This window comes from Pseudomonas sp. NFACC46-3 (genome assembly GCF_900114515.1).
GTDB lineage: Bacteria > Pseudomonadota > Gammaproteobacteria > Pseudomonadales > Pseudomonadaceae > Aquipseudomonas > Aquipseudomonas fluorescens_Q.
Map to the genome: position 1 here is coordinate 57,462 of NZ_FOTH01000009.1, position 20,619 is coordinate 78,080.

The 20,619-nt window shown below is 56.6% G+C and carries 20 protein-coding genes and 1 other RNA gene; 10 read left to right on the forward strand and 11 right to left on the reverse strand.

What is annotated here, in order from left to right:
- Positions 1-108: 108 nt before the first annotated feature.
- From BM300_RS11945 to BM300_RS11975, 7 genes are all read left to right on the forward strand, one after another.
- Positions 109-933: a (Fe-S)-binding protein gene (locus BM300_RS11945; protein ID WP_063322994.1), complete on the forward strand. Its 825-nt coding sequence runs from the start codon at positions 109-111 to the stop codon at positions 931-933.
- Positions 930-2,387, forward strand: a complete 1,458-nt coding sequence (locus BM300_RS11950) for a LutB/LldF family L-lactate oxidation iron-sulfur protein (protein ID WP_092224297.1) — start codon at positions 930-932, stop codon at positions 2,385-2,387. Before BM300_RS11945 ends, BM300_RS11950 begins: the two co-directional genes overlap by 4 nt.
- Positions 2,384-3,055, forward strand: a complete 672-nt coding sequence (locus tag BM300_RS11955; RefSeq protein ID WP_092413432.1) for a LutC/YkgG family protein — start codon at positions 2,384-2,386, stop codon at positions 3,053-3,055. Before BM300_RS11950 ends, BM300_RS11955 begins: the two co-directional genes overlap by 4 nt.
- A complete protein-coding gene (locus BM300_RS11960) occupies positions 3,052-5,862 on the forward strand; it encodes an FAD-binding and (Fe-S)-binding domain-containing protein (protein WP_092462947.1) in 2,811 nt (936 codons plus the stop codon). The genes BM300_RS11955 and BM300_RS11960 overlap by 4 nt, the downstream gene beginning before the upstream one ends.
- Positions 5,863-5,989: 127 nt before the next feature.
- Positions 5,990-6,268 (forward strand): hypothetical protein, encoded by a 279-nt coding sequence (locus BM300_RS11965; protein WP_092462949.1) that lies wholly within the window; start codon positions 5,990-5,992, stop codon positions 6,266-6,268.
- Positions 6,269-6,360: 92 nt separating this feature from the next.
- Positions 6,361-6,757: a transfer-messenger RNA gene (ssrA, locus tag BM300_RS11970) on the forward strand.
- Positions 6,758-6,943: 186 nt separating this feature from the next.
- Entirely contained in the window at positions 6,944-8,200 is a 1,257-nt protein-coding gene (locus tag BM300_RS11975) for an integrase domain-containing protein (RefSeq protein ID WP_092462950.1), read from the forward strand.
- A 166-nt stretch (positions 8,201-8,366) separates the two neighbouring features.
- On the opposite strand, the gene BM300_RS11980 is transcribed toward BM300_RS11975, so the two are convergent.
- The 5 genes from BM300_RS11980 to BM300_RS31725 all read right to left on the reverse strand — a co-directional run bounded on the left by BM300_RS11980 (position 8,367) and on the right by BM300_RS31725 (position 12,734).
- Positions 8,367-8,636: a hypothetical protein gene (locus BM300_RS11980; RefSeq protein ID WP_092462952.1), complete on the reverse strand. Its 270-nt coding sequence runs from the start codon at positions 8,634-8,636 to the stop codon at positions 8,367-8,369.
- A complete protein-coding gene (locus BM300_RS11985; protein ID WP_092462953.1) occupies positions 8,633-9,613 on the reverse strand; it encodes an integrase domain-containing protein in 981 nt (326 codons plus the stop codon). The genes BM300_RS11980 and BM300_RS11985 overlap by 4 nt, the downstream gene beginning before the upstream one ends.
- On the reverse strand, positions 9,597-9,950 hold the full coding sequence (locus BM300_RS31385) for a hypothetical protein (RefSeq protein ID WP_092462955.1): 354 nt from the start codon (positions 9,948-9,950) through the stop codon (positions 9,597-9,599). The genes BM300_RS11985 and BM300_RS31385 overlap by 17 nt, the downstream gene beginning before the upstream one ends.
- Positions 9,937-11,343, reverse strand: coding sequence for a YfjI family protein (locus tag BM300_RS11995; RefSeq protein WP_092462957.1), 1,407 nt, complete (start codon positions 11,341-11,343; stop codon positions 9,937-9,939). Before BM300_RS11995 ends, BM300_RS31385 begins: the two co-directional genes overlap by 14 nt.
- 1,070 nt (positions 11,344-12,413) lie before the next feature.
- A complete protein-coding gene (locus BM300_RS31725) occupies positions 12,414-12,734 on the reverse strand; it encodes a LasR-specific antiactivator QslA (protein ID WP_371914659.1) in 321 nt (106 codons plus the stop codon).
- Here BM300_RS31725 and BM300_RS31045 point away from each other — a divergent pair.
- Positions 12,693-12,857 carry a hypothetical protein gene (locus tag BM300_RS31045; RefSeq protein WP_170862047.1) on the forward strand — a complete coding sequence of 55 codons (165 nt, stop codon included), beginning with the start codon at positions 12,693-12,695 and terminating at the stop codon, positions 12,855-12,857. The genes BM300_RS31725 and BM300_RS31045 overlap by 42 nt on opposite strands.
- A 131-nt stretch (positions 12,858-12,988) precedes the next feature.
- On the opposite strand, the gene BM300_RS12005 is transcribed toward BM300_RS31045, so the two are convergent.
- The 6 genes from BM300_RS12005 to BM300_RS12030 form a co-directional block, all read right to left on the reverse strand.
- On the reverse strand, positions 12,989-13,876 hold the full coding sequence (locus BM300_RS12005; RefSeq protein WP_170862048.1) for a DUF4435 domain-containing protein: 888 nt from the start codon (positions 13,874-13,876) through the stop codon (positions 12,989-12,991).
- Complete coding sequence (locus BM300_RS12010) at positions 13,857-15,197, reverse strand: AAA family ATPase (protein WP_092462961.1); 1,341 nt, start codon at positions 15,195-15,197, stop codon at positions 13,857-13,859. The genes BM300_RS12005 and BM300_RS12010 overlap by 20 nt, the downstream gene beginning before the upstream one ends.
- A gap of 143 nt (positions 15,198-15,340) precedes the next feature.
- Positions 15,341-16,045, reverse strand: coding sequence for a nitroreductase family protein (locus tag BM300_RS30195; protein ID WP_170862049.1), 705 nt, complete (start codon positions 16,043-16,045; stop codon positions 15,341-15,343).
- Positions 16,023-16,628: a 7-cyano-7-deazaguanine synthase gene (locus tag BM300_RS12020; RefSeq protein ID WP_092462964.1), complete on the reverse strand. Its 606-nt coding sequence runs from the start codon at positions 16,626-16,628 to the stop codon at positions 16,023-16,025. The genes BM300_RS30195 and BM300_RS12020 overlap by 23 nt, the downstream gene beginning before the upstream one ends.
- A complete protein-coding gene (locus BM300_RS12025) occupies positions 16,625-17,833 on the reverse strand; it encodes a PfkB family carbohydrate kinase (RefSeq protein WP_092462966.1) in 1,209 nt (402 codons plus the stop codon). The genes BM300_RS12020 and BM300_RS12025 overlap by 4 nt, the downstream gene beginning before the upstream one ends.
- 17 nt (positions 17,834-17,850) lie before the next feature.
- Positions 17,851-18,180 (reverse strand): hypothetical protein, encoded by a 330-nt coding sequence (locus BM300_RS12030; RefSeq protein WP_034133720.1) that lies wholly within the window; start codon positions 18,178-18,180, stop codon positions 17,851-17,853.
- Between the two features lie 161 nt (positions 18,181-18,341).
- Here BM300_RS12030 and BM300_RS12035 point away from each other — a divergent pair, with 161 nt between their 5' ends.
- Both BM300_RS12035 and BM300_RS12040 read left to right on the forward strand, forming a co-directional pair.
- The gene (locus BM300_RS12035; protein ID WP_092462967.1) at positions 18,342-19,040 is read left to right on the forward strand and encodes a DNA adenine methylase; all 699 of its coding nucleotides are present in this window, start codon (positions 18,342-18,344) and stop codon (positions 19,038-19,040) included.
- Complete coding sequence (locus BM300_RS12040) at positions 19,022-19,792, forward strand: 8-oxoguanine DNA glycosylase (RefSeq protein WP_092462969.1); 771 nt, start codon at positions 19,022-19,024, stop codon at positions 19,790-19,792. The genes BM300_RS12035 and BM300_RS12040 overlap by 19 nt, the downstream gene beginning before the upstream one ends.
- Positions 19,793-20,619 lie beyond the last annotated feature (827 nt).

Genomic DNA, 20,619 nt, shown 5'->3' on the forward strand with positions numbered 1-20,619 from the left:
TCGGCGTCTGCTATTCACCACCGGGTCTGCAAGGCTGCTGAAAGATTTCCTGTCTATATTCAGCAGCCTCAGCGGACGGATAACCGGGACCACCCGGAGACACGCCTGATGAGCGAGCTTTTTTATAACGCCGTGCCGAACGCGACCCGTGTCGCCCCGCCACTGCCCGAGCCTCGGCAGTACCCCAGCGAAAAACCGCAAAGGGTCTACCTGTTCGGCACTTGCGTGGTCGACCTGTTCTATCCCGAAGCCGGGATGGATGCGATTCATCTGCTGGAGCGCGAAGGAATCCGGGTGGACTACCCGCAAGGGCAAAGCTGCTGCGGCCAACCGGCCTACACCTCGGGCTACACCGAGCAGGCGCGGACGGTGGCACGGGCGCAGTTGGCCCTGTTTGCCGAAGATTATCCGGTGGTCGTGCCCTCGGGCTCCTGCGCCGGCATGCTGCGCGAGCATTACGCCGATCTGTTCAAGGATGAGCCCGACACGCTCAAACAGGTTCAGGCCCTGGCGGCCCGGACCTATGAACTGGCTGAATTCCTGCTGTTCGTCTGCAAGGTGCAGTTGAACGATAGCGGCGAACCCGTGAAAGTCGCGCTGCACACGTCCTGCTCGGCACGGCGTGAAATGAACACCCATCTGCATGGCCGTGCGTTGTTGGCGCAGCTGCGCAATGTGGAGCGAGTTGAACACAGCCACGAAAGTGAATGCTGTGGCTTTGGTGGGACGTTCAGTGTTCGCATGCCGGATATTTCCGGCGCGATGGTGGCCGACAAGACCCGAGCGCTGAAGGAATCCGGCGCGCACAAGGTCATCAGTGCCGATTGTGGCTGCCTGATGAACATCAATGGCGCACTGGAAAAACAGCAGGAAGCGTTACGCGGCCAGCATCTGGCGAGCTTTCTCTGGCAGCGTAGCGGAGGTGTTGCATGAGCACGCCAACGCTGATCCCGACTGTAGAGGTGCAGGAAGATTTTCGCGCCCGGGCCCACAAGGCTTTGGACGACACGCAACTGCGAAACAACTTTCGCAGCGCGATGGATTCACTGATGACCAAACGGGCAACGTCTTTCAGCGATGCCCACGAAAGAGAACACCTGCGAGTGCTCGGCAATGCCGTCCGCGCCCGCGCGTTATCCAAGCTGCCGGACCTGCTCGAGCAACTTGAAACCAACCTGACCCGCAACGGTGTGAACGTGCACTGGGCGGAGACGGTGGACGAAGCCAATGGCATCGTCCTCTCGATCATCCGCGCTCACGAGGCGCGGCAAGTGATCAAGGGCAAATCGATGGTCAGCGAAGAGATGGAGATGAACCATTTCCTCGAGGCTCGGGACATTGAATGTCTCGAATCCGACATGGGGGAATACATCGTCCAGCTCGACCACGAGAAGCCTTCACACATCATTATGCCGGCGATCCACAAGAATGCCGGTCAGGTCGCGTCCTTGTTCCACGACAAACTCGGCGTGGAGTACACCAAGGACGTTGACCAACTCATTCAGATCGGTCGCAAGGTATTGCGGCAGAAATTCTTCGAGGCCGATATCGGCGTCTCCGGTGTCAACTTCGCCGTCGCTGAAACCGGCACGCTGCTGCTGGTGGAAAACGAAGGCAACGGACGCATGTCCACCACCGTGCCTCCCGTGCACATCGCTGTGACCGGCATCGAAAAAGTGGTGGAGAACCTGCGCGATGTCGTGCCGCTGCTCTCGCTGCTGACCCGCTCGGCCCTCGGCCAGCCCATCACCACCTACGTCAACATGATCTCCGGCCCGCGCAAGCCTGAGGAACTGGACGGCCCCCAGGAAGTCCACCTGGTCCTGCTCGACAATGGTCGCAGCCAGGCGTTTGCCGACAGCGAACTGCGCCAGACGCTGAACTGCATCCGCTGCGGCGCCTGTATGAATCATTGCCCGGTCTATACCCGAATCGGCGGTCATGCCTACGGCGAGGTGTACCCGGGACCTATCGGAAAAATCATCACGCCGCACATGGTCGGCCTGGCCAAGGTGCCGGACCACCCGAGCGCGTCTTCGCTGTGCGGCGCCTGCGGTGAAGTGTGCCCGGTGAAGATTCCGATCCCGGCTTTGCTGCGGCGGTTGCGGGAAGAAAACGTCAAGGCGCCGGACAGCCCCCATCAGGTGATGCGCGGCCAGGGCAGCAAATACTCGCCCAAGGAACGCTTCATCTGGAATGCCTGGGCCTGGCTCAACAGCTCACCGCGGCTGTATCGGCTGTTCGGCTTCCTCGCCACGCGCCTGCGCGCCCTGGTGCCCAACAACGTCGGCCCCTGGACCCAGAACCACAGCGCCCCCAAACCCGCCGCCCGCTCATTGCATGACCTGGCCCGCGACCACCTGAACCAGCAGGGAGACCGCCGATGAGCGCCAAGGACAATATCCTCGCCAAGCTGCGTAAAAGCCTGACAGGCACCACGCCGGTTGCCGACAATTTCGATGTCGAACTGGTGACGCAAACCTACCGCTATGCGCCCGAGGAACGTATCCCGCAATTGCGCAAATTGATGGAAGCGGTGCACACCGAAATCCACCTGACGTCCGACGAAGGCTGGCCGACCCTGCTCGCGCAATTGCTGCGCGACCGTCAATTGCCGAGTCTGCTCATTGCCCCGACCACCGCGCACGGGCAAAAAATCACAGAGTTCTGGGCGAACAATCCGGACCTGCCAACCCTCAAGGCCTACGACCGCCCCATAGAGGAATGGAAAGCCGAGTTGTTCAACGACACTCCCGCCAGCCTCACCGGGACCCTTGGCGCCATCGCCGCCACCGGCAGCCTGATTCTCTGGCCAACCCGGGAAGAACCGCGGCTGATGAGCCTGGTGCCACCGGTGCATTTCGCCCTGCTCAAGGCCAGCGAGATCCGTGACAACTTCTATGAAGTGCAGCAGGAATTCGAGTGGGCCCAAGGCATGCCCACCAACGCCCTGCTGGTATCGGGCCCGTCGAAAACCGCCGACATCGAGCAAGTCCTGGCCTACGGCGCCCATGGTCCGAAGGATCTGGTGGTTTTGATTCTGGAGGACCAATGACCCTTCCGGCCTCTTTCCTACACGACGTTCAACAACTGATCCCGCAAAAGCGCCGTTTCGACGATCCGCTGTCGACTTTGGCCTTCGGTACTGACGCCAGTTTCTATCGGCTGATTCCGAAACTGGTGGTACGCGTCGAATCCGAAGATGAAGTAATTGCCTTGCTGAAACTGGCCCAGCGCGACCAGGTGCCCGTCACCTTCCGCGCCGCCGGCACCAGCCTGTCCGGGCAAGCCATCAGCGACTCGGTGCTGATTGTGCTGGGGGATAACTGGAACGGTCGCGAGATCCGCGCGCAAGGCACGCAGATTCGCTTGCAGCCCGGCGTGATCGGCGCCCAGGCCAACGCCTGGCTGACCCCGTTCGGGCGCAAGATCGGCCCAGACCCGGCGTCGATCAACGCCTGCAAGATCGGCGGCATCGTCGCCAATAACGCCAGCGGCATGTGCTGCGGCACCGCGCAGAACACCTATCACACCCTGGCCGGCATCCGCCTGGTACTGGCCGATGGCACACGCCTGGACACCGAAGACGACAACAGCGTGGCGGCTTTTCGTACAAGCCATGGCGAACTGCTGGAACGCCTCGCCACCCTCGGTCGCGAAACCCGCGCCAACACCGAATTAGCCGCCCGAATTCGTCACAAGTACCGTCTGAAAAATACCACCGGCCTGTCACTCAATGCCCTGGTGGATTTCGACGAGCCTGTGGATATCTTGAGCCACCTGCTGGTCGGCTCCGAAGGCACCCTCGGCTTCATCAGCGCGGTGACCTACAACACCGTTATCGACCATCCGAACAAAGCTTCGGCGCTGATCGTATTCCCGGACGTGGAAACCTGCTGCAACGCCGTCACCGTGCTGAAAAGCCAGCCAGTCTCGGCCGTGGAACTGCTGGACCGCCGCAGCCTGCGCTCGGTGCAGGACAAACCGGGCATGCCGGATTTCGTACAGCATCTGTCGATCAATGCCTGCGCCTTGCTCATCGAATCCCGCGCCGCTTCCTCGTCTTTACTGCAAGAACAACTGGTCCGGATCATGGCTTCACTGGCCGGCTTCCCGGTGGAAAAACAGGTCGACTTCACCGAAGACCCACGGGAAAACGCCCGGCTCTGGGCCATCCGCAAAGACACCTTTCCAGCGGTGGGCGCGGTCCGTAAAACCGGAACCACGGTGATCATCGAAGACGTGACCTTTCCGGTGGAACAACTCGCCATTGGCGTAAACCGCCTGATCGAGCTGTTCGACAAACATCACTACGACGAAGCGATCCTTTTCGGACACGCGCTGGAAGGTAATCTGCACTTCGTCTTCACCCAAGGCTTCAACAACCCTGAAGAAGTCGCACGCTACCAGGCGTTCATGGATGACGTGGCGCAGTTGGTGGCGGTGGAATTCGGCGGCTCGCTGAAAGCAGAGCACGGCACCGGGCGCAACATGGCGCCGTTCGTCGAGCTGGAATGGGGCAGCGATGCCTACCAGTTGATGTGGCAGCTCAAACGCCTGCTCGATCCCAACGGCATCCTCAACCCGGACGTGGTGCTCAGCGAGGATCCGCAAATCCACCTCAAGCACCTCAAGCCGCTGCCGGCCGCCGATGAGATCGTGGACAAGTGCATCGAGTGTGGTTTCTGCGAACCCGTGTGCCCGTCCAAGGACCTGACCTTGAGCCCGCGCCAGCGCATCGTGATCTGGCGAGACATCCAGGCGAAGAAACGCGCCGGCACGGACACCGCCGAACTGGAACAGGCCTATCAATACCAAGGCATCGACACCTGCGCCGCGACGGGCCTGTGCGCGCAACGTTGCCCGGTAGGCATCAATACCGGCGAGCTGGTGAAAAAACTGCGCAGCCGTGACGCGACGAAGACGAAAACCGCTAACTGGATTGAAGGAAATTTCGCCACCACGCTGCAAGGCGCACGCTTCGCCCTGCACGTGGCCAATGGTGCGCGGATGCTGCTAGGCGCCCCCCGCCTGGCGAAACTGTCGGCTTCGTTGACGCGGCTGTCCAAAGGCCAGGTCCCACAGTGGACCAACGCCATGCCCCAGCCGGAAAAGGCCATCCGTTTCAGCCCCACCGTGTCGGATGAACGCCCGCGCGTGGTGTACCTGGCGGCTTGCGTATCGCGGGTCATGGGCCCGGCGGCCAAGGATAAAGAGCAGATGTCGCTGTATGAAAAGACCCAACGGCTGCTGGAAAAAGCCGGCTACCAAGTCGTCTTTCCCGACAATGTGGACAGCCTTTGTTGCGGCCAACCTTTCGCGTCCAAAGGCTACGCCGAACAAGCCGAGCACAAACGCCAGGAACTGATCGGCGCACTGCTGCACGCCAGCCGCGGCGGACTCGATCCGATCTATTGCGACACCAGCCCCTGCACGTTGCGCCTGGTCCAGGACCTCGGTGAGGTGCGCCTGGACCTGTACGACCCAGTGCGCTTCATCCGCACCCATCTGGTGGACCGTCTCGACTTCACTCCCCAGGAGGCGCCCATCGCGGTGCACGTCACGTGCAGCACCCAGCACCTTGGCGAAAGCCAGGCGCTGATCGACCTGGCGCGCAAGTGCAGCAAGAACGTAGTAATCCCAGAAGGCATTCACTGCTGCGGTTTCGCCGGCGACAAGGGTTTCTCCACACCCGAGCTGAACGCCCACTCGCTGCGCTCACTGAAGGACGCGGTACAGCATTGCAGCGAAGGGATTTCCACCAGCCGCACCTGTGAGATAGGCCTTACGCAGCACGGCGCAATCGACTACCACGGGCTGGTCTACCTCATCGATCGGGTCACCCAGGCCAGGGCGACCTGAAGAAAAATAGAACCCTGGCGCACGGGCACAGTCCACTGATCAAGTCCCGCAAACGCGGGACCTTCCAAAAACTGGTAGCCGTCCTGATGGCCAGCGATGCCTGGTCCCTCAGTTCAAGGAGAGACACATGAAACGCTCTGTACTGCTAGGTCTGTTCGTCACTGCCTCCATGCTAGCGTCGTCTTCGTTTGCCGCCGATCTCTGTGATACCAACCTGAAAGCCATCGAGAACGCGAAGAGCCAGTATCAGGGCTCGGATATCGAGGCTAAAGTCGAGGCCAGCGTCCAGCAAGCCAAGGCCCATCAAGCCTTGAACACCAAGGAAGGCACCGAGAAATGCATCTCCGAGACCACCCAGACCATCCAGGAGATCCAAAAAGTCAGCAAAGACGGTAAAAGCTCCTGACCGCTGGGCCAACCTTCGGGTTGGCCTCAGACCCGGATTGGCGTACACTGCACATGCCTGCCGCTCCAACAGCTTCATGGAGCGACAGGTTCGGGGCCGTTTAGGATTCGACGCCGGTTGCGAAACTTTAGGTGCATGCCGAGTTGGTAACAGAACTCGTAAATCCACTGTTGCAACTTCTATAGTTGCCAATGACGAAAACTACGGCCAGGACTACGCTATCGCTGCGTAAGCAGCCTTAACGCCTGAGCTTCTGGTACCTTCGGGTCCAGCAATCATTAGGGGATGTCTGTAAACCCAAAGTGATTGTCATATAGAACAGAATCGCCGTGCAGTACGTTGTGGACGAAGCGGCTAAAACTTACACAACTCGCCCAAAGCACCCTGCCCGTCGGGTCGCTGAGGGTTAACTTAATAGACACGGCTACGCATGTAGTACCGACAGCAGAGTACTGGCGGACGGGGGTTCAAATCCCCCCGGCTCCACCATTTGATCATCTAAAGACGTCCACGGACGTCTTTTTTTGTGCCTGAAATCCACTGAATACAAGGGTTTCAGCGCTTATGGGGGCTTTGCAGGGTTTCTGAGTTCCAGGCGCTTTGGTATCCCAGGTGGTATCCCGGACTGCCAAATGCTATTTTCAGGATACCAAAACGGTGCTGGAGGTAGCCCTCATGCCTACTAACGCAACCCGCCTCTCCGATCGCCAGCTCAAGGCAGTCAAGGCAACTGGTAAAGACTTCGTCCTCAGCGACGGCGATGGCTTACAGCTTCGAGTACGCGCGAGCGGCTCAATGATGTGGAATTTCAATTACCGCGAGCCGTTGACCAGAAGCCGTATCAACATGGCACTTGGTCCATACCCCGACCTCTCGCTAGCCAACGCCCGGAAGAAAGCCGCAGAGGCGCGTGAATTGCTCGCTTTGGGCACTGATCCCAAAACCCAGCGTGATGAGGTAAGGCAAGCCAAACTTGCTGAGACTGAACACACTTTCGAGAAGGTGGCCACTGCCTGGTTCGAGCTGAAGAAAGACTCCGTGACCAAAGCCTACGCCGAAGACATTTGGAGATCGCTGACGCTCCATGTTTTCCCAAGCATGAAAACAACGCCGCTCTCTCAAATCACTGCTCCGATGGTTATCAAGATCCTTCGCCCAATCGAGGCCAAAGGGAGCCTCGAAACCGTGAAACGATTGAGCCAACGACTCAACGAGATCATGACCTACGGGGTCAACTCCGGGCTGATATTTGCGAACCCCCTCAATGGAATTCGGGCAGTGTTCAAGAAAACCAAGAAAGAGAACATGGCTGCGCTACCACCAGAGGAACTTCCCGAACTCATGATGGAAATCGCGAACGCCAGCATCAAGCGCACTACCCGCTGCCTGATCGAATGGCAATTGCACACGATGACCCGCCCTGCCGAAGCAGCCACCACACGATGGGCAGATATCGACTTCGACAAGCGCATTTGGACCATTCCACCAGAGCGCATGAAAAAGCGTCGGCCGCACACAATCCCTCTTACCGATCAGGCACTTTCGTTACTGGAGACGCTCAAGCAACTCAGCGGTAACAGAGAGTACGTGTTCCCCTCAGATAGAAACCCCCGCACCCACGCCAATAGCCAGACTGCCAACATGGCGCTGAAGCGCATGGGCTTTCAGGACCGTCTAGTCAGCCACGGCTTGCGCTCGATGGCGAGCACCATCCTGAATGAGCATGGCTGGGATCCGGAACTGATCGAGGTCGCGCTGGCGCATGTCGACAAGGACGAAGTTCGTAGCGCCTACAACAGGACGGACTACATCGAACGCCGGCGTCCGATGATGGCTTGGTGGAGTGAACATATCCAGAAGGCGGCCACCGGCAGCCTGTCGGCATCGGCCATCAATCAAACCAGGGACCACAATGTCGTATCAATTCGCTGAGCATCCAAAAGGTACGCGACACCGGCTACGATCCGTGTCATGTAGCAGGGCGAAAGGAGTGACGACAGTCGCTAGATCTCTAGTATGCCTGCGCCTCTTCAGCCAAGCCCCTGAGTATGGGAAGGCTCCGCATTCCCATACTCAGGGGCTCACGCTTAAAGGTCTATCAGGCAACCACGACTTTTGCCTTTCTACGGCGGATCAACCCTGCTGTTAAGTCGTAGTAGTAGACGGTAGCTGGAGCTGAGCATCGCAAATAGTGCTCCAGAAACCATCTCACATGCTTTTCTCTCCAGGACCAGGGAGTCGCGCAACCCCAGCGCTCACGAATCACCTCGTGCATCCTTTCTGCTTGCCTGATGTGCCGCTGCTGCGTGGCATGTGCACCTTTGAGCACGGGGCGCAGAAACAACGCTATGTCGAACTCGGCCGTCATCGCCGGCCTCCGATGTAAGCACTCACCACATCGATGCGGTTATGTCCCAATTCGTGGCTGATCTGCTGTCGCGCGCGCTGATCAAGCTCTCGATCTTCTCGATGAACACGACCGCCATTGACGGGTGCATTCAAGCCAGTCAGTTGCTCATAGCGCTCACAGGCGTAAGCCGCCCGTAGCTCATGAAAGCCTTTCAATCCATGCTCATGCAAGATGTCCCGTGCCGGTCGCACAACTGACTGCATAAACACTTTGTAGCTCTCGTTGGGAGCCAACAGGTTCCGACTGCCACTGGGTGAAGCCTCCCAGGCCCTATCCAAGGCGCCACGAATTTGATCAGTAACCGCGATCCAACGCGGTGCTGACGCGCCTGATCGACCGCCTTTGGTGCCGTCCTGGATGTTGATCTTGTCCAGTTGCCTGGCCTCACGTTGCAGTCGGGGCAGGTCCGCCAAGATCGCTTCACGCAGGCGCATACCAGTATCCCGGGCCAGATGCACAATTGCGGCCACACGTTGCTGACCTCGCTCTGACAGTACGAGTGCGATCAACTCGATCTGAGCATGATCTTGGCCTTGCGGTGCCTCACTACGCACGCTCGAACGCTGTAGGCCTAGCGCCTTGCTCGGACTGGGGATTTTGACGTACTGATCACCGCGCAGCGCGGCCATCGTGCGGTTCACGCTGGACAGGCGGTTCTGCGCGGTGGCGATGCCGACGCCGCCCTGATCAACCTCCTCCCGCACGTGGACGGCGTACCGCATGAGAATCTCGCGGTCGATCTGGCGCGCGTCATTGACTCCCGGTCCTTCATCCGATCGACACCATTGCACGAATGCCTGCCAGCGATCGCCATGGGCTTTGACGGTAGCAAAATGGCCGTCGCCAAACAGATCTTTCAAGGCTTGCGGTCCGGCATAGCTGAGCTGGCGACCGAAGCCGAAATTGCGCCCCGCTCGCTTACCGACGCGAGCCATTTTTCTGTTCCTGATCGACTGCAGCGAGCTCATGTAGAAGGGCTCGCCAGTGTGGGCTTACGATGGCGAACTGGGCCCAATCAGTAGGGCGAAAACACAGCGTGTTGTCGACGACGTAGAGACGCGCCCCCTCCTTTTCTAACCACTGGATAACGGCTGTCGTTGAGGTGATAGTTTTACGAACGGTGGCGACATCGGCGACAGCGGCGACAACCCTTGTCCTACCTGGCTTTGAGCGTGGCGACAAAGTGGCGACACTCGCGGCGACAAACCGCGCTTTCGGCTCCTTTTGACGTTGAGCTAAGTGGTTGCGCAGTGCTTCATCAAGATTGAACATGGCGCACCTCGAAGGTATGGCCGTCGGTAATCAGCCAATGATGATCAAGCAACTCGACCAGAAGCTTGGTGGCATGGCGACTGCTTTTACGGGCAAAGCGGGGACCGTTGCGGTTCAAGTCACGAATACTAAAGCGCTTCCAATCTTTGACCTGCAGCCAGCGCAACAGCCGGTCCGCCTCCTCCTTAACTCGACAAACCGGCTCCTGCTCAGTCAGGCGCTGGATCTCGGTGAGGTAGTAGCCAACTAAGGCCGAGGCCCGTTGGATATGGTCGACCTCCACGACACGGCTCTCCTCCACAACGGCCAAAATGCCGGCGACGCGCAACAGGTTGTCGGCGGCCTTCGAACCGCTGGGCCGCACGCTGGCCAGCTCACCAAACTCACCCAGTTGAGCTTCAATGGCATCATGCAAATCAATCCAGCGACGGCGGGCTAACGGACTGAGTGTCAGCGGTGATAGCTGCAGAGCACCATCAGGGGAAAGTGACCAAGGCTGATGAAACAGGGCAGAGAGGCGATGGTGATAGCGCTTCAGGTCGCCGTCTTTCGACAAGTCGACAGCCTGGTAGCTTCGTTGTCCTGCCAGGCTGGAGGGCCAGGTCATCAGACAGCGACCGAGAATGCCCTGCCCCTGCAGCAACGGATCACTGAGTAACTGCATGGCTAAATAGGGTTGCAGCATCAGATGCAGGCTCAAACGCCGGTCATAGGCTCGTAGGCTTTCACCAACCATGGAGCGCGCGCGATCTATCGGGCTGCCATCCCAAAGTGACGACAAGGTCGTGACCGCTTTCAAACGGTTATCCCGACTCATGGTGCTGCTACCGAGGAACTGTCCGCCTTCGTCACAGAATAGGCCCATGCTGGGCAAGTCATGACATAGCCCCTTGATCAACGCCTCTATAGTCGGATCCGTGGTGATCAGCCGGGGTGCCGAGGGCTCCTCTTCTAGCGGTACGCCGTTTTGGGGGGCGGGATTTCCAGGATTAATACGCTGCGCCTGTCGCTGTGCGGCGCGGTGCCGGGAAAGCTGTTCGCGATAGCGCTGCCACTGCTCACGCTCCCATTGTCGTGCAGGCAGTAATGCACATCGATCTGACGCCGTTTTGCGATCGCCGGACGCGGCCACCGTGATCAGGTACAGCGACAGCGGATAACTGCGCCCGTCGAGCTGTAAGCCCGCATGACCTTGTGTAGCTAGCGCCGAGGCAGCCAACACCGATTGCGCGGCCAGCGCCTGGGGCACGCCGATGACCTCGGCCATGCGCTCCACCGCAGGCCCAAGAATCCCACCCAGTGCCTGCACCGGATAAGGCTGGGCCAAGGAATTCGACTCAATCAGCGGTCGAGGTGGTCGTGGTAGTTCAAGCTTCGGATCTAACTGCTGCATGGGCCCTCTCCTCGGTAATTGCTGACTGTCCTCACGTAGTCCCGCCACGGCTGTTGAGTGTTATCAGGGATAAAGGCCCCTGCGGCCTGTGAGGTGCTCACTGACGCGGAACGAACGGCTCCTTACGACCGGGAGCAAGGGCATGAACCCATGAATCTGGCCTCCTTAGACGCATCAGAAAATGCGGGCGGGTGGAGGCTGTGCCGACTGACGAGTTCGGCACCTGGAGATCCTGAGCAGGAGAAGGCAACGACATGGACACCTGGGGCATGCCTGACTGTCAGTCAGGTGCAGCCTTTCCACAGGCTGCGGCACCGGTGCCTGTGTCGTTGCGGATGGTGACGAATCGGATTTGTCACGTCGATTGTCACGAGGAGAGTTGCGGCAATGCCATGTACGACGTGGCTTGCAGCAATGGTACGAGCGCCCGTCTCTTTCCAGGAGAAAGAGACGGGCGTGGTCTGGCGCAGCGATGCTTGCCGAAGGGTGAGGTTGCTGCAACGCAGCGAGGTAGTTCCATCGTCTGCCGCAGTGGGCAGATTGGTTGAGTAGGCATCCATCACTCTTGGGGAGTGACCGTGCGAGCCGCCGGACGCTAATCGTACTTGGGGAAGAACCACCACGCGAGTGGCGTAGCCTTCAAGGCTGTGGCTACCTGGGCTGGTGCTGTCAACGACAGCGATCCGTGCGCCAATTTTTATACCCACTCGAAAAGGCGGTCAAGCGTCACGGCCAATGCGCTCAGAAAGTGGCGACTGTCGCCACTTTTGTCGCCATGTTCCAGGCCACGTCTTACGTGGGTTGTCGCCGGCGTCGCCGCTGTCGCCACACCTACATCCGTGCCCAAAGAAAAGATCCGCACTTACACTGAGATGGCGCTGCTCTCGATAGAAATCGCGAGGAGTTACTGAAGGGTGAAGCCGAGCGTGGCGCTAATCAAATCTGAAAGTGGGAGGGTGGAGCAAGGTCGCTGCGAGAAAAAGCGAGTGAACCCTCCGATCAGCGCGATCAAAGATCGCTTGATCGGAGGGTTTGGCGGGAAAAGCAAATCTCAGACGTCAATTACAGACTCAGGCATCAAATCGGGTTGATTGGGAGGTGACGGCCTCACGTCGCATGATCAGCGTCTGCAGCAAACGCAGCAAAAAACCTGTCTCAAATGCGTCTTGTGGATCACCGGGACGATGACGTTTTCGGTTCTGAGACAGTGCCCACCATAACGGTAGTGATGAGCCTTCAAGCCAAGTCTCTGCGCAACGAACACCCTCCTTTATCACCGGAGCGAACTCATCACTCCACGGTGTTTGGATCGCGGGAGCCCCTTCAGCGGATGGGACAAAGACATACTCATGGATCTGTTGATGAACGCTTTGAGCTGGGATGCCAGTCAAATTCCGGAACGCCTTGTCGCTTATGAAGGCACTGGTCGAAAAAACTCACGACGAATGCGAGCAACTGTTGTTCTACGTCATGACAATGAGCGAACACCAAAAGCATCGGCGGTTCCTGTTTGACCTTCAGGGGTGAAGGCGATACATACGTCATGCGCTGGTTTGTAGTAACCAGCGCGTACCCGAGTTATTAGATACCGCATATCCGCTGACGGCGCGCCAAGGTGAGCCAAACTGGCGCCGTCGCCACCCGATCAATCTCTCAGGAAATACTCATGACGCTCGGTCATGAGCTTGCGTCCCATCGCGCTCTCCTTGAAAACCGCATATTCACAAGCCAGACGCAGCATAAGCTCAAGTCTGTCAGCTCTCAGGTGTGGGTGACCAAGCGTCTGCAGATGCAGAGTCAGCATCTCCGTTATGTCGTGACCGCGACTCAACGCCCATAAACCAGGGGTAGCCTTGTTGATAAGCTCTGCTTCGTCAATTAGATCGTCTACGTGCAGCTTATAGTTTGTCCATAGCGGCAGATGCTCATGCAGCGCCTTCATATCGACTGTCAGATCCTTGGCCGAGAAGAAAGTCTCGATCTCAATCCCGTTCAGAATGCTTCTGGACAGCCCAAGCTTGCTTGGAAGTGAAAGGTCTGCTGCGCGCAACGCGCCGATCTGACGTGACGCTGCTTCAAGCTTGACCCTGAGCCCTTGAGCCATGCTCGTCTCCAGGTCGTGATTTGCGAGCACCTTCTCGAACGCAGAGCTATTGATCAAGAAGGTTTCAAGGTCGTTGAATTCAACGGTTTTGCTCTGGTGGCAGTAGGCGTTGTAGATGAATCGTGCGTCGATCACCAAAGCCCTGTTGTTAACTTGGTCGTAGTCAATGTCTGCAAAGAAGTAGAGAAACTCGCTTCCCGAATACGGAGTGCGTTTTGACGCCCGGTAAACATCCTCGACATGAGGTTTTCCCTCGAAGCCAGCAAACCTGATCTTGGCGTCGGGCTTGCACCACTGGCTCAAAAAACGTTTGTCTGTCTGACCTTCAACCACAGCCGTCTGAATTCCTGTCGACCTATACATCTGAAAGGCAGTGGACAACAGATGGTTTGGATTGGACTGGTATTTCTTAAGACTGTTGTGCTTCATCTTGATCCCGTCCATAGGAGTGATTGTTGTAAAGTTCGGCCAGCTCAATTGCATCGTCCCAGCGGTCACCGATCACGATTGGCGAATGGGTAGCGATGATGGCGGTGAAGTCGTTTACGGTTCTGATTCGCTCTAGGATGTCTAGGAACTTCTCCTGCCATTCCGGATGGAACGAAATCTCGGGTTCATCAATAAGAACCATGGAGCCGGGCGCTGTGTTGAAGACAAGCTTGCCGATGATGACGATCAGATGCTGCTCGCCCGACGACAGGGTGGACAGGGCCAACTCGGATTTCTGCCCGTCCTTGGTTCGTATGATGATGCCTTTTTCGGAGGACGGCGCAGCTGTGGTGAAGCGAAACAGCTCGTTAACAGAACTTGTGAAGACGTCCAGCTTGTTGGCCACGTCATCCAGTTTTGAAAACTTCTCAGCGATATCATCCAGATAGGTTTTGAGTACAACCAACGTCGCGGCGCTGTCGATCTGGTTATGGTTATTCAATTGCTGTGTGGTCACTCCATGGGGGAGCAGGCCTAAGCGTGCAAGACGAGATTCATACTCCTGCAGCTGGCCAATCAGCGTGGCAATCGTTTCCTTGGTGGGCGGTTGCTCAGTGTTCAACGACTCAATGATACGTTGCGGAAAACTCGTTTCTTTTTCGCGTCCAATCTCAAATTGCAGCTGAATCGTATCCTTGATCAATTTCGCTATTTCGCCAGCAATCGCGCCTACCATGAGGTTGCTGTTGTCCTCAGAGGCTTCGGACTGATCAGAAGAAGTGAGCCGGTTGGTAGGGATTGAGTAGACTTGCACCGATGCCCGGATTTTCTCCAACCACTCAGCTTGCTTGATATTTCGTCTCAGCGCTGGATGGGAGCCGTAGCGTGATACCACCTGCAACGCGTCAAGAACCTCACCGGAACGCACGTGCCGCCAGATGCGGGGCCCAACCCGAGTCAAAAATGGAAGCGCCCGGTCAATGAAGAAAGCGCTTTCCTCGCCATTTTCTTCAAAGGGGTCTCTGATTTTCGTCAAGTCGCCTGAGCGATTGAAGGTGACCCTGTTGTTGATGATGTCTTCGGGGGATTTATAAATTACTAACGGTTCACCGTCGGAAAACGTAAATTCAATCTTGTGAAAATTTTCCTGAATGAAGTAATAGTACTCGCCTGAGGCAAAGCTCTGAAGAATCTTCAATATTGTCGATTTTCCGTAGCCGTTCGGCGCCGTCAATATCGCAATCCCCGTGGGAGGGGTGAGCTCGATCTCGTAATTAAATCGGCCAAATAATTTGCAGACAGAAATCTTGGTAATGCGCATCGAATTTCCTTTTGAATGCACGTTAGCGGTGCAGCATGGATAGCAGTAATTCTACGTGGGCTTCAGGCCTAGATGCCATCTTCAAGCCATTATGGATGCAGTGCTTCCTGGAAGGCGATGATCCCATCAGTGCGTTCAGCCACCTAAGGAACTGGTCGTCCTACAGCAGCCAAACCTACCCCCGTTAGCACATCGGTTGCCGCCAGGTTACTCGCCCATGGCTCTCCCGTGATCCCCAATGAACAGAAGTTCAAACCCAGCGCTTCGGCAGCCAGACCAAGCGTTGCAGACAGAGCCCCTGCGTCACGCCAGATCAGGCTCGATGCATGATCATATTTTGCAAAGCTCTTACCTGGCTCTGCAACCAGCAGAATCAACGTCGCGTGACGGCAGTCCATAATCGCCTCCACCTTTGGGCGAAGTGGTAGCAAGGTCTGATGGGCCCCCTCGATCTCGAAAAGGGCATGAGCGCGTGCGTCATAACGGCACCAACCGCGTTCCCCTGGCAGGTTGATCAGGATATGGATGGGATGGATGGCACCAGCCGAAGGTGTTGGGCGCAGCTCCAATTCGAACCCGTAGCGGGAGGTCGTATTCGCCAGAACCCCCGCACAGCTCCAGAGAAGCAATGCAAGGTCGTTTGTCTGCAAAGCGCTAAAGGCTCTTCGGCTTCTGCGTGCCTGCAAGACTTCGAAAAATTCCCTGACGGCATTGCCTGTCTGAGCGTCGTCATTGCCGTTTTTTCCTGGAGCATTAAAGAAGCGGCAATGGCTGCTTTTCCACACGTGTGGCGTATAAGCATCTGGCTGACTTTTAGGGGTGGGGTTACCTGAATCGATCCAGTTCATGTCCGATCTCATCCCAAACCTCAAAGTACTTGTTGCAGCCTCTGCAGTTGCCACAGACAACATTCGCCTTGTGGCAACTGTGGGCCCACGCCAGCATGTTTGTTGGCAGTCCAGCAATTTTTATGAGTTCAGCAGTGCTGAGCTCAATCGCAGGAGCCTCTATGGTCATCGCACCTTCCTGCAACGCCATCAGTCGACTGATGGCATCGATGAACTCAACAGTGCCATCCTGGTGAGCCCCATCCGATTTCACCGTGCCCAGATACATCGTCTGGACACCCAAGCTGATGGCTTTCATGGCGGCGAGAGTGACTAGCATCTGATTTCGGTATGGCCACCAGTCAGTCGCCGGGGCATGTGCATCGGCTTGTGCGCCGGCCATGTCCCCTGAGCCCAACGAACGACAGTCGACGGTCACGATATGATGATCGATGCCTAGCTCGCGGCAAATCGCGCGCGAAGCCGCAATCTCTGCATCGGCCGCCAATTGGCCGTAATTCACTGTAATGGCGACCGCTGGACGTTTCCACCACGCAAGTGCGAGAGAGTCCATGCCCCCTGACAAAAGCAGTGCACGCTTCATAGCGCGATCGCCTGCCACACGGTTGAGTAGATCGCGGTGACGAAGTCATTGCACAAGATGCAATGTGAGCCCTCCATCATCTTCTTGTCTTCCTCGGACTCGTTCTCGGCGTACATGATGACTTTCTTGTTGAGCGCGCGGGCATAACCGATTTCGTAAAGCGTCCCCGCATCGAGGCCATCCCCAATGGCAAACATGAGCTCGCACTCGTAGATGGCATCAATGTCTTTCTGCACAACCTCAGCCGCTGTGCCATGGCCCACATCGTGGTATGGCGAAAATACCTGTAGCCCCATGCTCAGCAAGATGTTTCGCGCTTCCTCAACCAGCCAGAGCTGCGCCAGCGAGAAAAATGGGCCGGCAAGATAGACCTTCGGGCGTTTGCCATGACGGTAGTCTTCCGAAACCATCAGCGGTGCAGGTTGATATTCTTTCAGTCTGCGTCGGGATGGAAAGCCTCTGTGCTCGCAGTAATACGCTGTCGCACGTGATGCCATGTCTGCCGCATCGTGTGGGCTCAGTCCGGCTTCAAGCCAGGCATGGGCGAAATGTGCGACAAAATTATCTCCTGAACCGATCTTGTGCACCCGCGAAGTGGAATAGGCAGGCACGGAGGAAAACTGGCCTTCGTAGTAAACGAGCGCTCCCAGAGGGCCCTGTTTAATGATCACGATCTCGGCGGCTTCTGCATTGGCAAGCTCAAGCGCAAGTTGCTCGGTAGTTCCTCTGCAATTGGGGAGAAGAGCCTGCGCTTCGCTTCGGTTCAGGATAATCGCCAGGTGCTTGGCGGATGAACCGTTGGCCGAATAGAGTTGAGGAGTGATCGCATTCTGTGGGTCGTAGACTGCGTAATCCGCTTCGATCTTGGCGTCACCTTCAACCATTCCGAACCGAACGATCTTTTGTGCCTTTAACTCGATAGCAGGAAGGTCAGCAAACGGTCGATGTACTCGGGGCGCAGACAAGCCGTGTGTGTATGAGAAAGCAGCAGACTCCGGTGTTGATACAGGTGAGAGCCTAAAGCCCTCAATCAGAGCACGCTGACCAATGACAGCAGCCACTGTTTCGTCAACATAAGCGTGGAGCTCGACCTGGGCACCCATTCGGGCCAAGGCAGTCGCTGCTCGTCCACCGGAGCCATAGATTTCTTCCCAATTGGGAGACATGCAATGTTCGCGATATACACCGCCGATAACACTGATCATCAAACGCGTCCTTGCAGTTAGGGTTTGTAAGGCGAGATACGGATCCGGATCTCTCCACCACTCTTGTCAGTGACCGTCGCGACATAGATCACGCCGTCTGCGAGGCATCGCTGAAGTGTTTGAATTTCAGGAGACGCGATCCCGCCTGCAAGCTCTCCCCGCCACAGAACCTCTACGGTGCTGAAACCATTGATCGTATTGAGCACGACTTCCAGGGCATCGCCCAGTTTAATTCGATCAACGACGTCTTCTTTTGGAGAAGAAAGCTGAGTTTCGAAATCCAGGCTGAGGCAGGAGAGATCCGCAGACATGGATCGGCCCGCGAAAAAGGTTGATGAGCCAGACATTTAACGTTCCTTGTGTTGGCATTAAGAAGCTTCCAGTACCAATATCTTGAGCTTCCCGCGTGTGGGCAGTGACACTTTGCCACCAATTTATCACGTGTCATACGCACCCGTCAGGACTCAGTAAAAGTTGACATCATCGTCATTTCTGACGATGATGGGGTATGAAATATCCTGGTGGGAAGGGCAAGTGCTATCAGCGCTTGATTAACCTGATGCCTGCGCATCAGACCTATATTGAGTCACACTTGGGCTCGGGTGCTGTGCTGCGTCACAAGAAGCCTGCACTGCGCAATATCGGTATTGACCTGGATCCGACGATACCTAAGCGCTGGGCTGCTGAACCGGTGAGGCCAGAGTTTGAGTGGGTCAATGCGGACGCAGCCACATTCCTGTCTGACTTCCCTTATTCGGGGCATGAGCTTGTTTATGCCGATCCACCCTATCTTGCGTCGACCCGTCGCCGAGAGAAGATCTATCGGTATGACTATTGCGAAGGCGACCACCGGCGATTGCTGGAGGTTCTCAAGCGTTTGCCATGCAGCGTGATGATCTCGGGTTACGAAAGCCCACTCTACGATGAATTGCTTCAGGGTTGGCGCAAAACCACTTTCGCTGCTAAGACCCATGCGGAAGTGCGTCAGGAATGCGTATGGATGAACTTTGCACCGCCTCAACACCTTCATGACACTCGGTACTTAGGCCATACATTTCGTGAGCGGCAAACCATTGCCCGCCGCCAAGAGCGTCTGCGTACCCGGATAGACGCGATGGATCCTGTCGAGCGCAATGATCTTGTTCGCTGGATGACCGAAACCTATGGGCAAGAACAGGGGGGGATGCGATGCAAACAGGGGTCGTAGTGATTGACTCAGTGCTCCATAAGGCACAATTTCCAGCGCCGGATTCGGAGGTGGTTCCCGGGGTTCGGTGGGGTCTAATCGAGGCGTTTCCCTCCCCGGCGTACTGGGCTTATCAACTGTGGGCAAGCGCCTACAGTGAAAAATCCATTGTGTACACGTTAGGTGCGACGCTTGAGGAGGAGGTGGGTGCCTGTTTGCTAGGCGGTCATGGGATTCCAGCAAGCGTGGGGTTGGCAGCCTTTGCTCATCTGCGCGACAACGGAGTGTTCGAGCAAGGCACCGTTCCCGAGCAACATATTTATGCGTTGTTGTCCGAACCTCTAACCGTCAACGGGCGAGCGGTGAACTATCGATTCGCTCGTCAGAAAGCGCGGTATTTATCAGGTGCCATCGCCTTGTTGAGCTCGAAATCTGCGCCGTTGGGTTCTGGGCGGGAGCTACGAGACTGGTTACTTGCAGCGCCTGGCATCGGCTACAAGACCGCCTCCTGGATTAGCCGTAATCACCTAGGAGCGGATGATGTTGCCATCCTCGATATCCACATCCTGAGAGCGGGTCATCTGGGGGGATTTCTTACGCCGAAGCTGACGGTTGAAAAGCATTACCTCCAGTTGGAGGACGAGTTTCTGCGATTCAGCCGTGGACTCGGTGTGAGAGCCTCGGATCTGGACGCGCTCATATGGCTGCAGATGATGTCATCCTCGAACATAGTGCATGACTTGTTAGGACGCCAGTCGACCAAGGCTGCCTGAATTTTGGAAGAGCGAAGGCTATGCGATAGAAAACTATCCTATGCCTAGTGGGGATGGTTGATGCTCGATTGGCCGACCTTTGGTGGGCCCCGCCAGTTTGCTAGGCTTAAGCTTTTTCAAAGCTGCTCGCATGCAGACGGTTAACACACCTTGCATATTTAGTATTTATCTATGAAGCACAGCGTCGGAGCGTTTGGGCAAGGCAAACTGTAGGTAGCCTCGAGACTGCTGCTGTGAGGATTAGATCACATTAAGCATCCATTACCGTCCCCTCAATAAGTCCCGACCTTCTCTCATTGTCTCCAAAGCAGAATTAATGATTTGCCGACTTTTAAAGTTGGATTTGCGATCAAGATCGCGCGCGTCTAAAACTCAAAAAAAACCAACCAGACTCATTTAAATAATGCTTGATGAGAGCAAGGCTGATGGATTTTTTCATTGCATACCGTGAAGCAAACGGGTAAATCCAGGTGACGCCAGGCACAATCAAGGGCCGGTGGCGTGCAGTATTCATTTCCATGGTTCGAGATGTTGTTCGTGACTAAGCGATTAGGAGCGTCAAACCTGCAAACCCAAAACTCAGACTTAAGAAAATCGCAACTCTAAAACGCTTCAGGTAAGGACGGTAATGGGAGCTTTCAATCTCCTCGAACTCTGCGTGTCCAATAGCAGCATCGTTATTCGCGTATAGGGCGGTTTGCAGGCTGCGCCTAGATTTTTCAGGATCCCGCTTCGCTTCGATGTAGCGTGAATAGTTCAAGTACGAAATACAAAGCGCTACTACGCACAGGGTCCATATCACAGCCTGGATAATATATGTTGCCATT

Bases quoted from the DNA above. Each gene is read 5' to 3' on its own strand.
- BM300_RS11945 (WP_063322994.1), top strand. From the start codon at position 109: ATGAGCGAGCTTTTTTATAACGCCGTGCCGAACGCGACCCGTGTCGCC.
- BM300_RS11950 (WP_092224297.1), top strand. From the start codon at position 930: ATGAGCACGCCAACGCTGATCCCGACTGTAGAGGTGCAGGAAGATTTT.
- BM300_RS11955 (WP_092413432.1), top strand. From the start codon at position 2,384: ATGAGCGCCAAGGACAATATCCTCGCCAAGCTGCGTAAAAGCCTGACA.
- BM300_RS11960 (WP_092462947.1), top strand. From the start codon at position 3,052: ATGACCCTTCCGGCCTCTTTCCTACACGACGTTCAACAACTGATCCCG.
- BM300_RS11965 (WP_092462949.1), top strand. From the start codon at position 5,990: ATGAAACGCTCTGTACTGCTAGGTCTGTTCGTCACTGCCTCCATGCTA.
- BM300_RS11975 (WP_092462950.1), top strand. From the start codon at position 6,944: ATGCCTACTAACGCAACCCGCCTCTCCGATCGCCAGCTCAAGGCAGTC.
- BM300_RS11980 (WP_092462952.1), bottom strand. From the start codon at position 8,636: ATGACGGCCGAGTTCGACATAGCGTTGTTTCTGCGCCCCGTGCTCAAA.
- BM300_RS11985 (WP_092462953.1), bottom strand. From the start codon at position 9,613: ATGGCTCGCGTCGGTAAGCGAGCGGGGCGCAATTTCGGCTTCGGTCGC.
- BM300_RS31385 (WP_092462955.1), bottom strand. From the start codon at position 9,950: ATGTTCAATCTTGATGAAGCACTGCGCAACCACTTAGCTCAACGTCAA.
- BM300_RS11995 (WP_092462957.1), bottom strand. From the start codon at position 11,343: ATGCAGCAGTTAGATCCGAAGCTTGAACTACCACGACCACCTCGACCG.
- BM300_RS31045 (WP_170862047.1), top strand. From the start codon at position 12,693: ATGGATCTGTTGATGAACGCTTTGAGCTGGGATGCCAGTCAAATTCCG.
- BM300_RS12005 (WP_170862048.1), bottom strand. From the start codon at position 13,876: ATGAAGCACAACAGTCTTAAGAAATACCAGTCCAATCCAAACCATCTG.
- BM300_RS12010 (WP_092462961.1), bottom strand. From the start codon at position 15,197: ATGCGCATTACCAAGATTTCTGTCTGCAAATTATTTGGCCGATTTAAT.
- BM300_RS30195 (WP_170862049.1), bottom strand. From the start codon at position 16,045: ATGAACTGGATCGATTCAGGTAACCCCACCCCTAAAAGTCAGCCAGAT.
- BM300_RS12020 (WP_092462964.1), bottom strand. From the start codon at position 16,628: ATGAAGCGTGCACTGCTTTTGTCAGGGGGCATGGACTCTCTCGCACTT.
- BM300_RS12025 (WP_092462966.1), bottom strand. From the start codon at position 17,833: ATGATCAGTGTTATCGGCGGTGTATATCGCGAACATTGCATGTCTCCC.
- BM300_RS12030 (WP_034133720.1), bottom strand. From the start codon at position 18,180: ATGTCTGGCTCATCAACCTTTTTCGCGGGCCGATCCATGTCTGCGGAT.
- BM300_RS12035 (WP_092462967.1), top strand. From the start codon at position 18,342: ATGAAATATCCTGGTGGGAAGGGCAAGTGCTATCAGCGCTTGATTAAC.
- BM300_RS12040 (WP_092462969.1), top strand. From the start codon at position 19,022: ATGCAAACAGGGGTCGTAGTGATTGACTCAGTGCTCCATAAGGCACAA.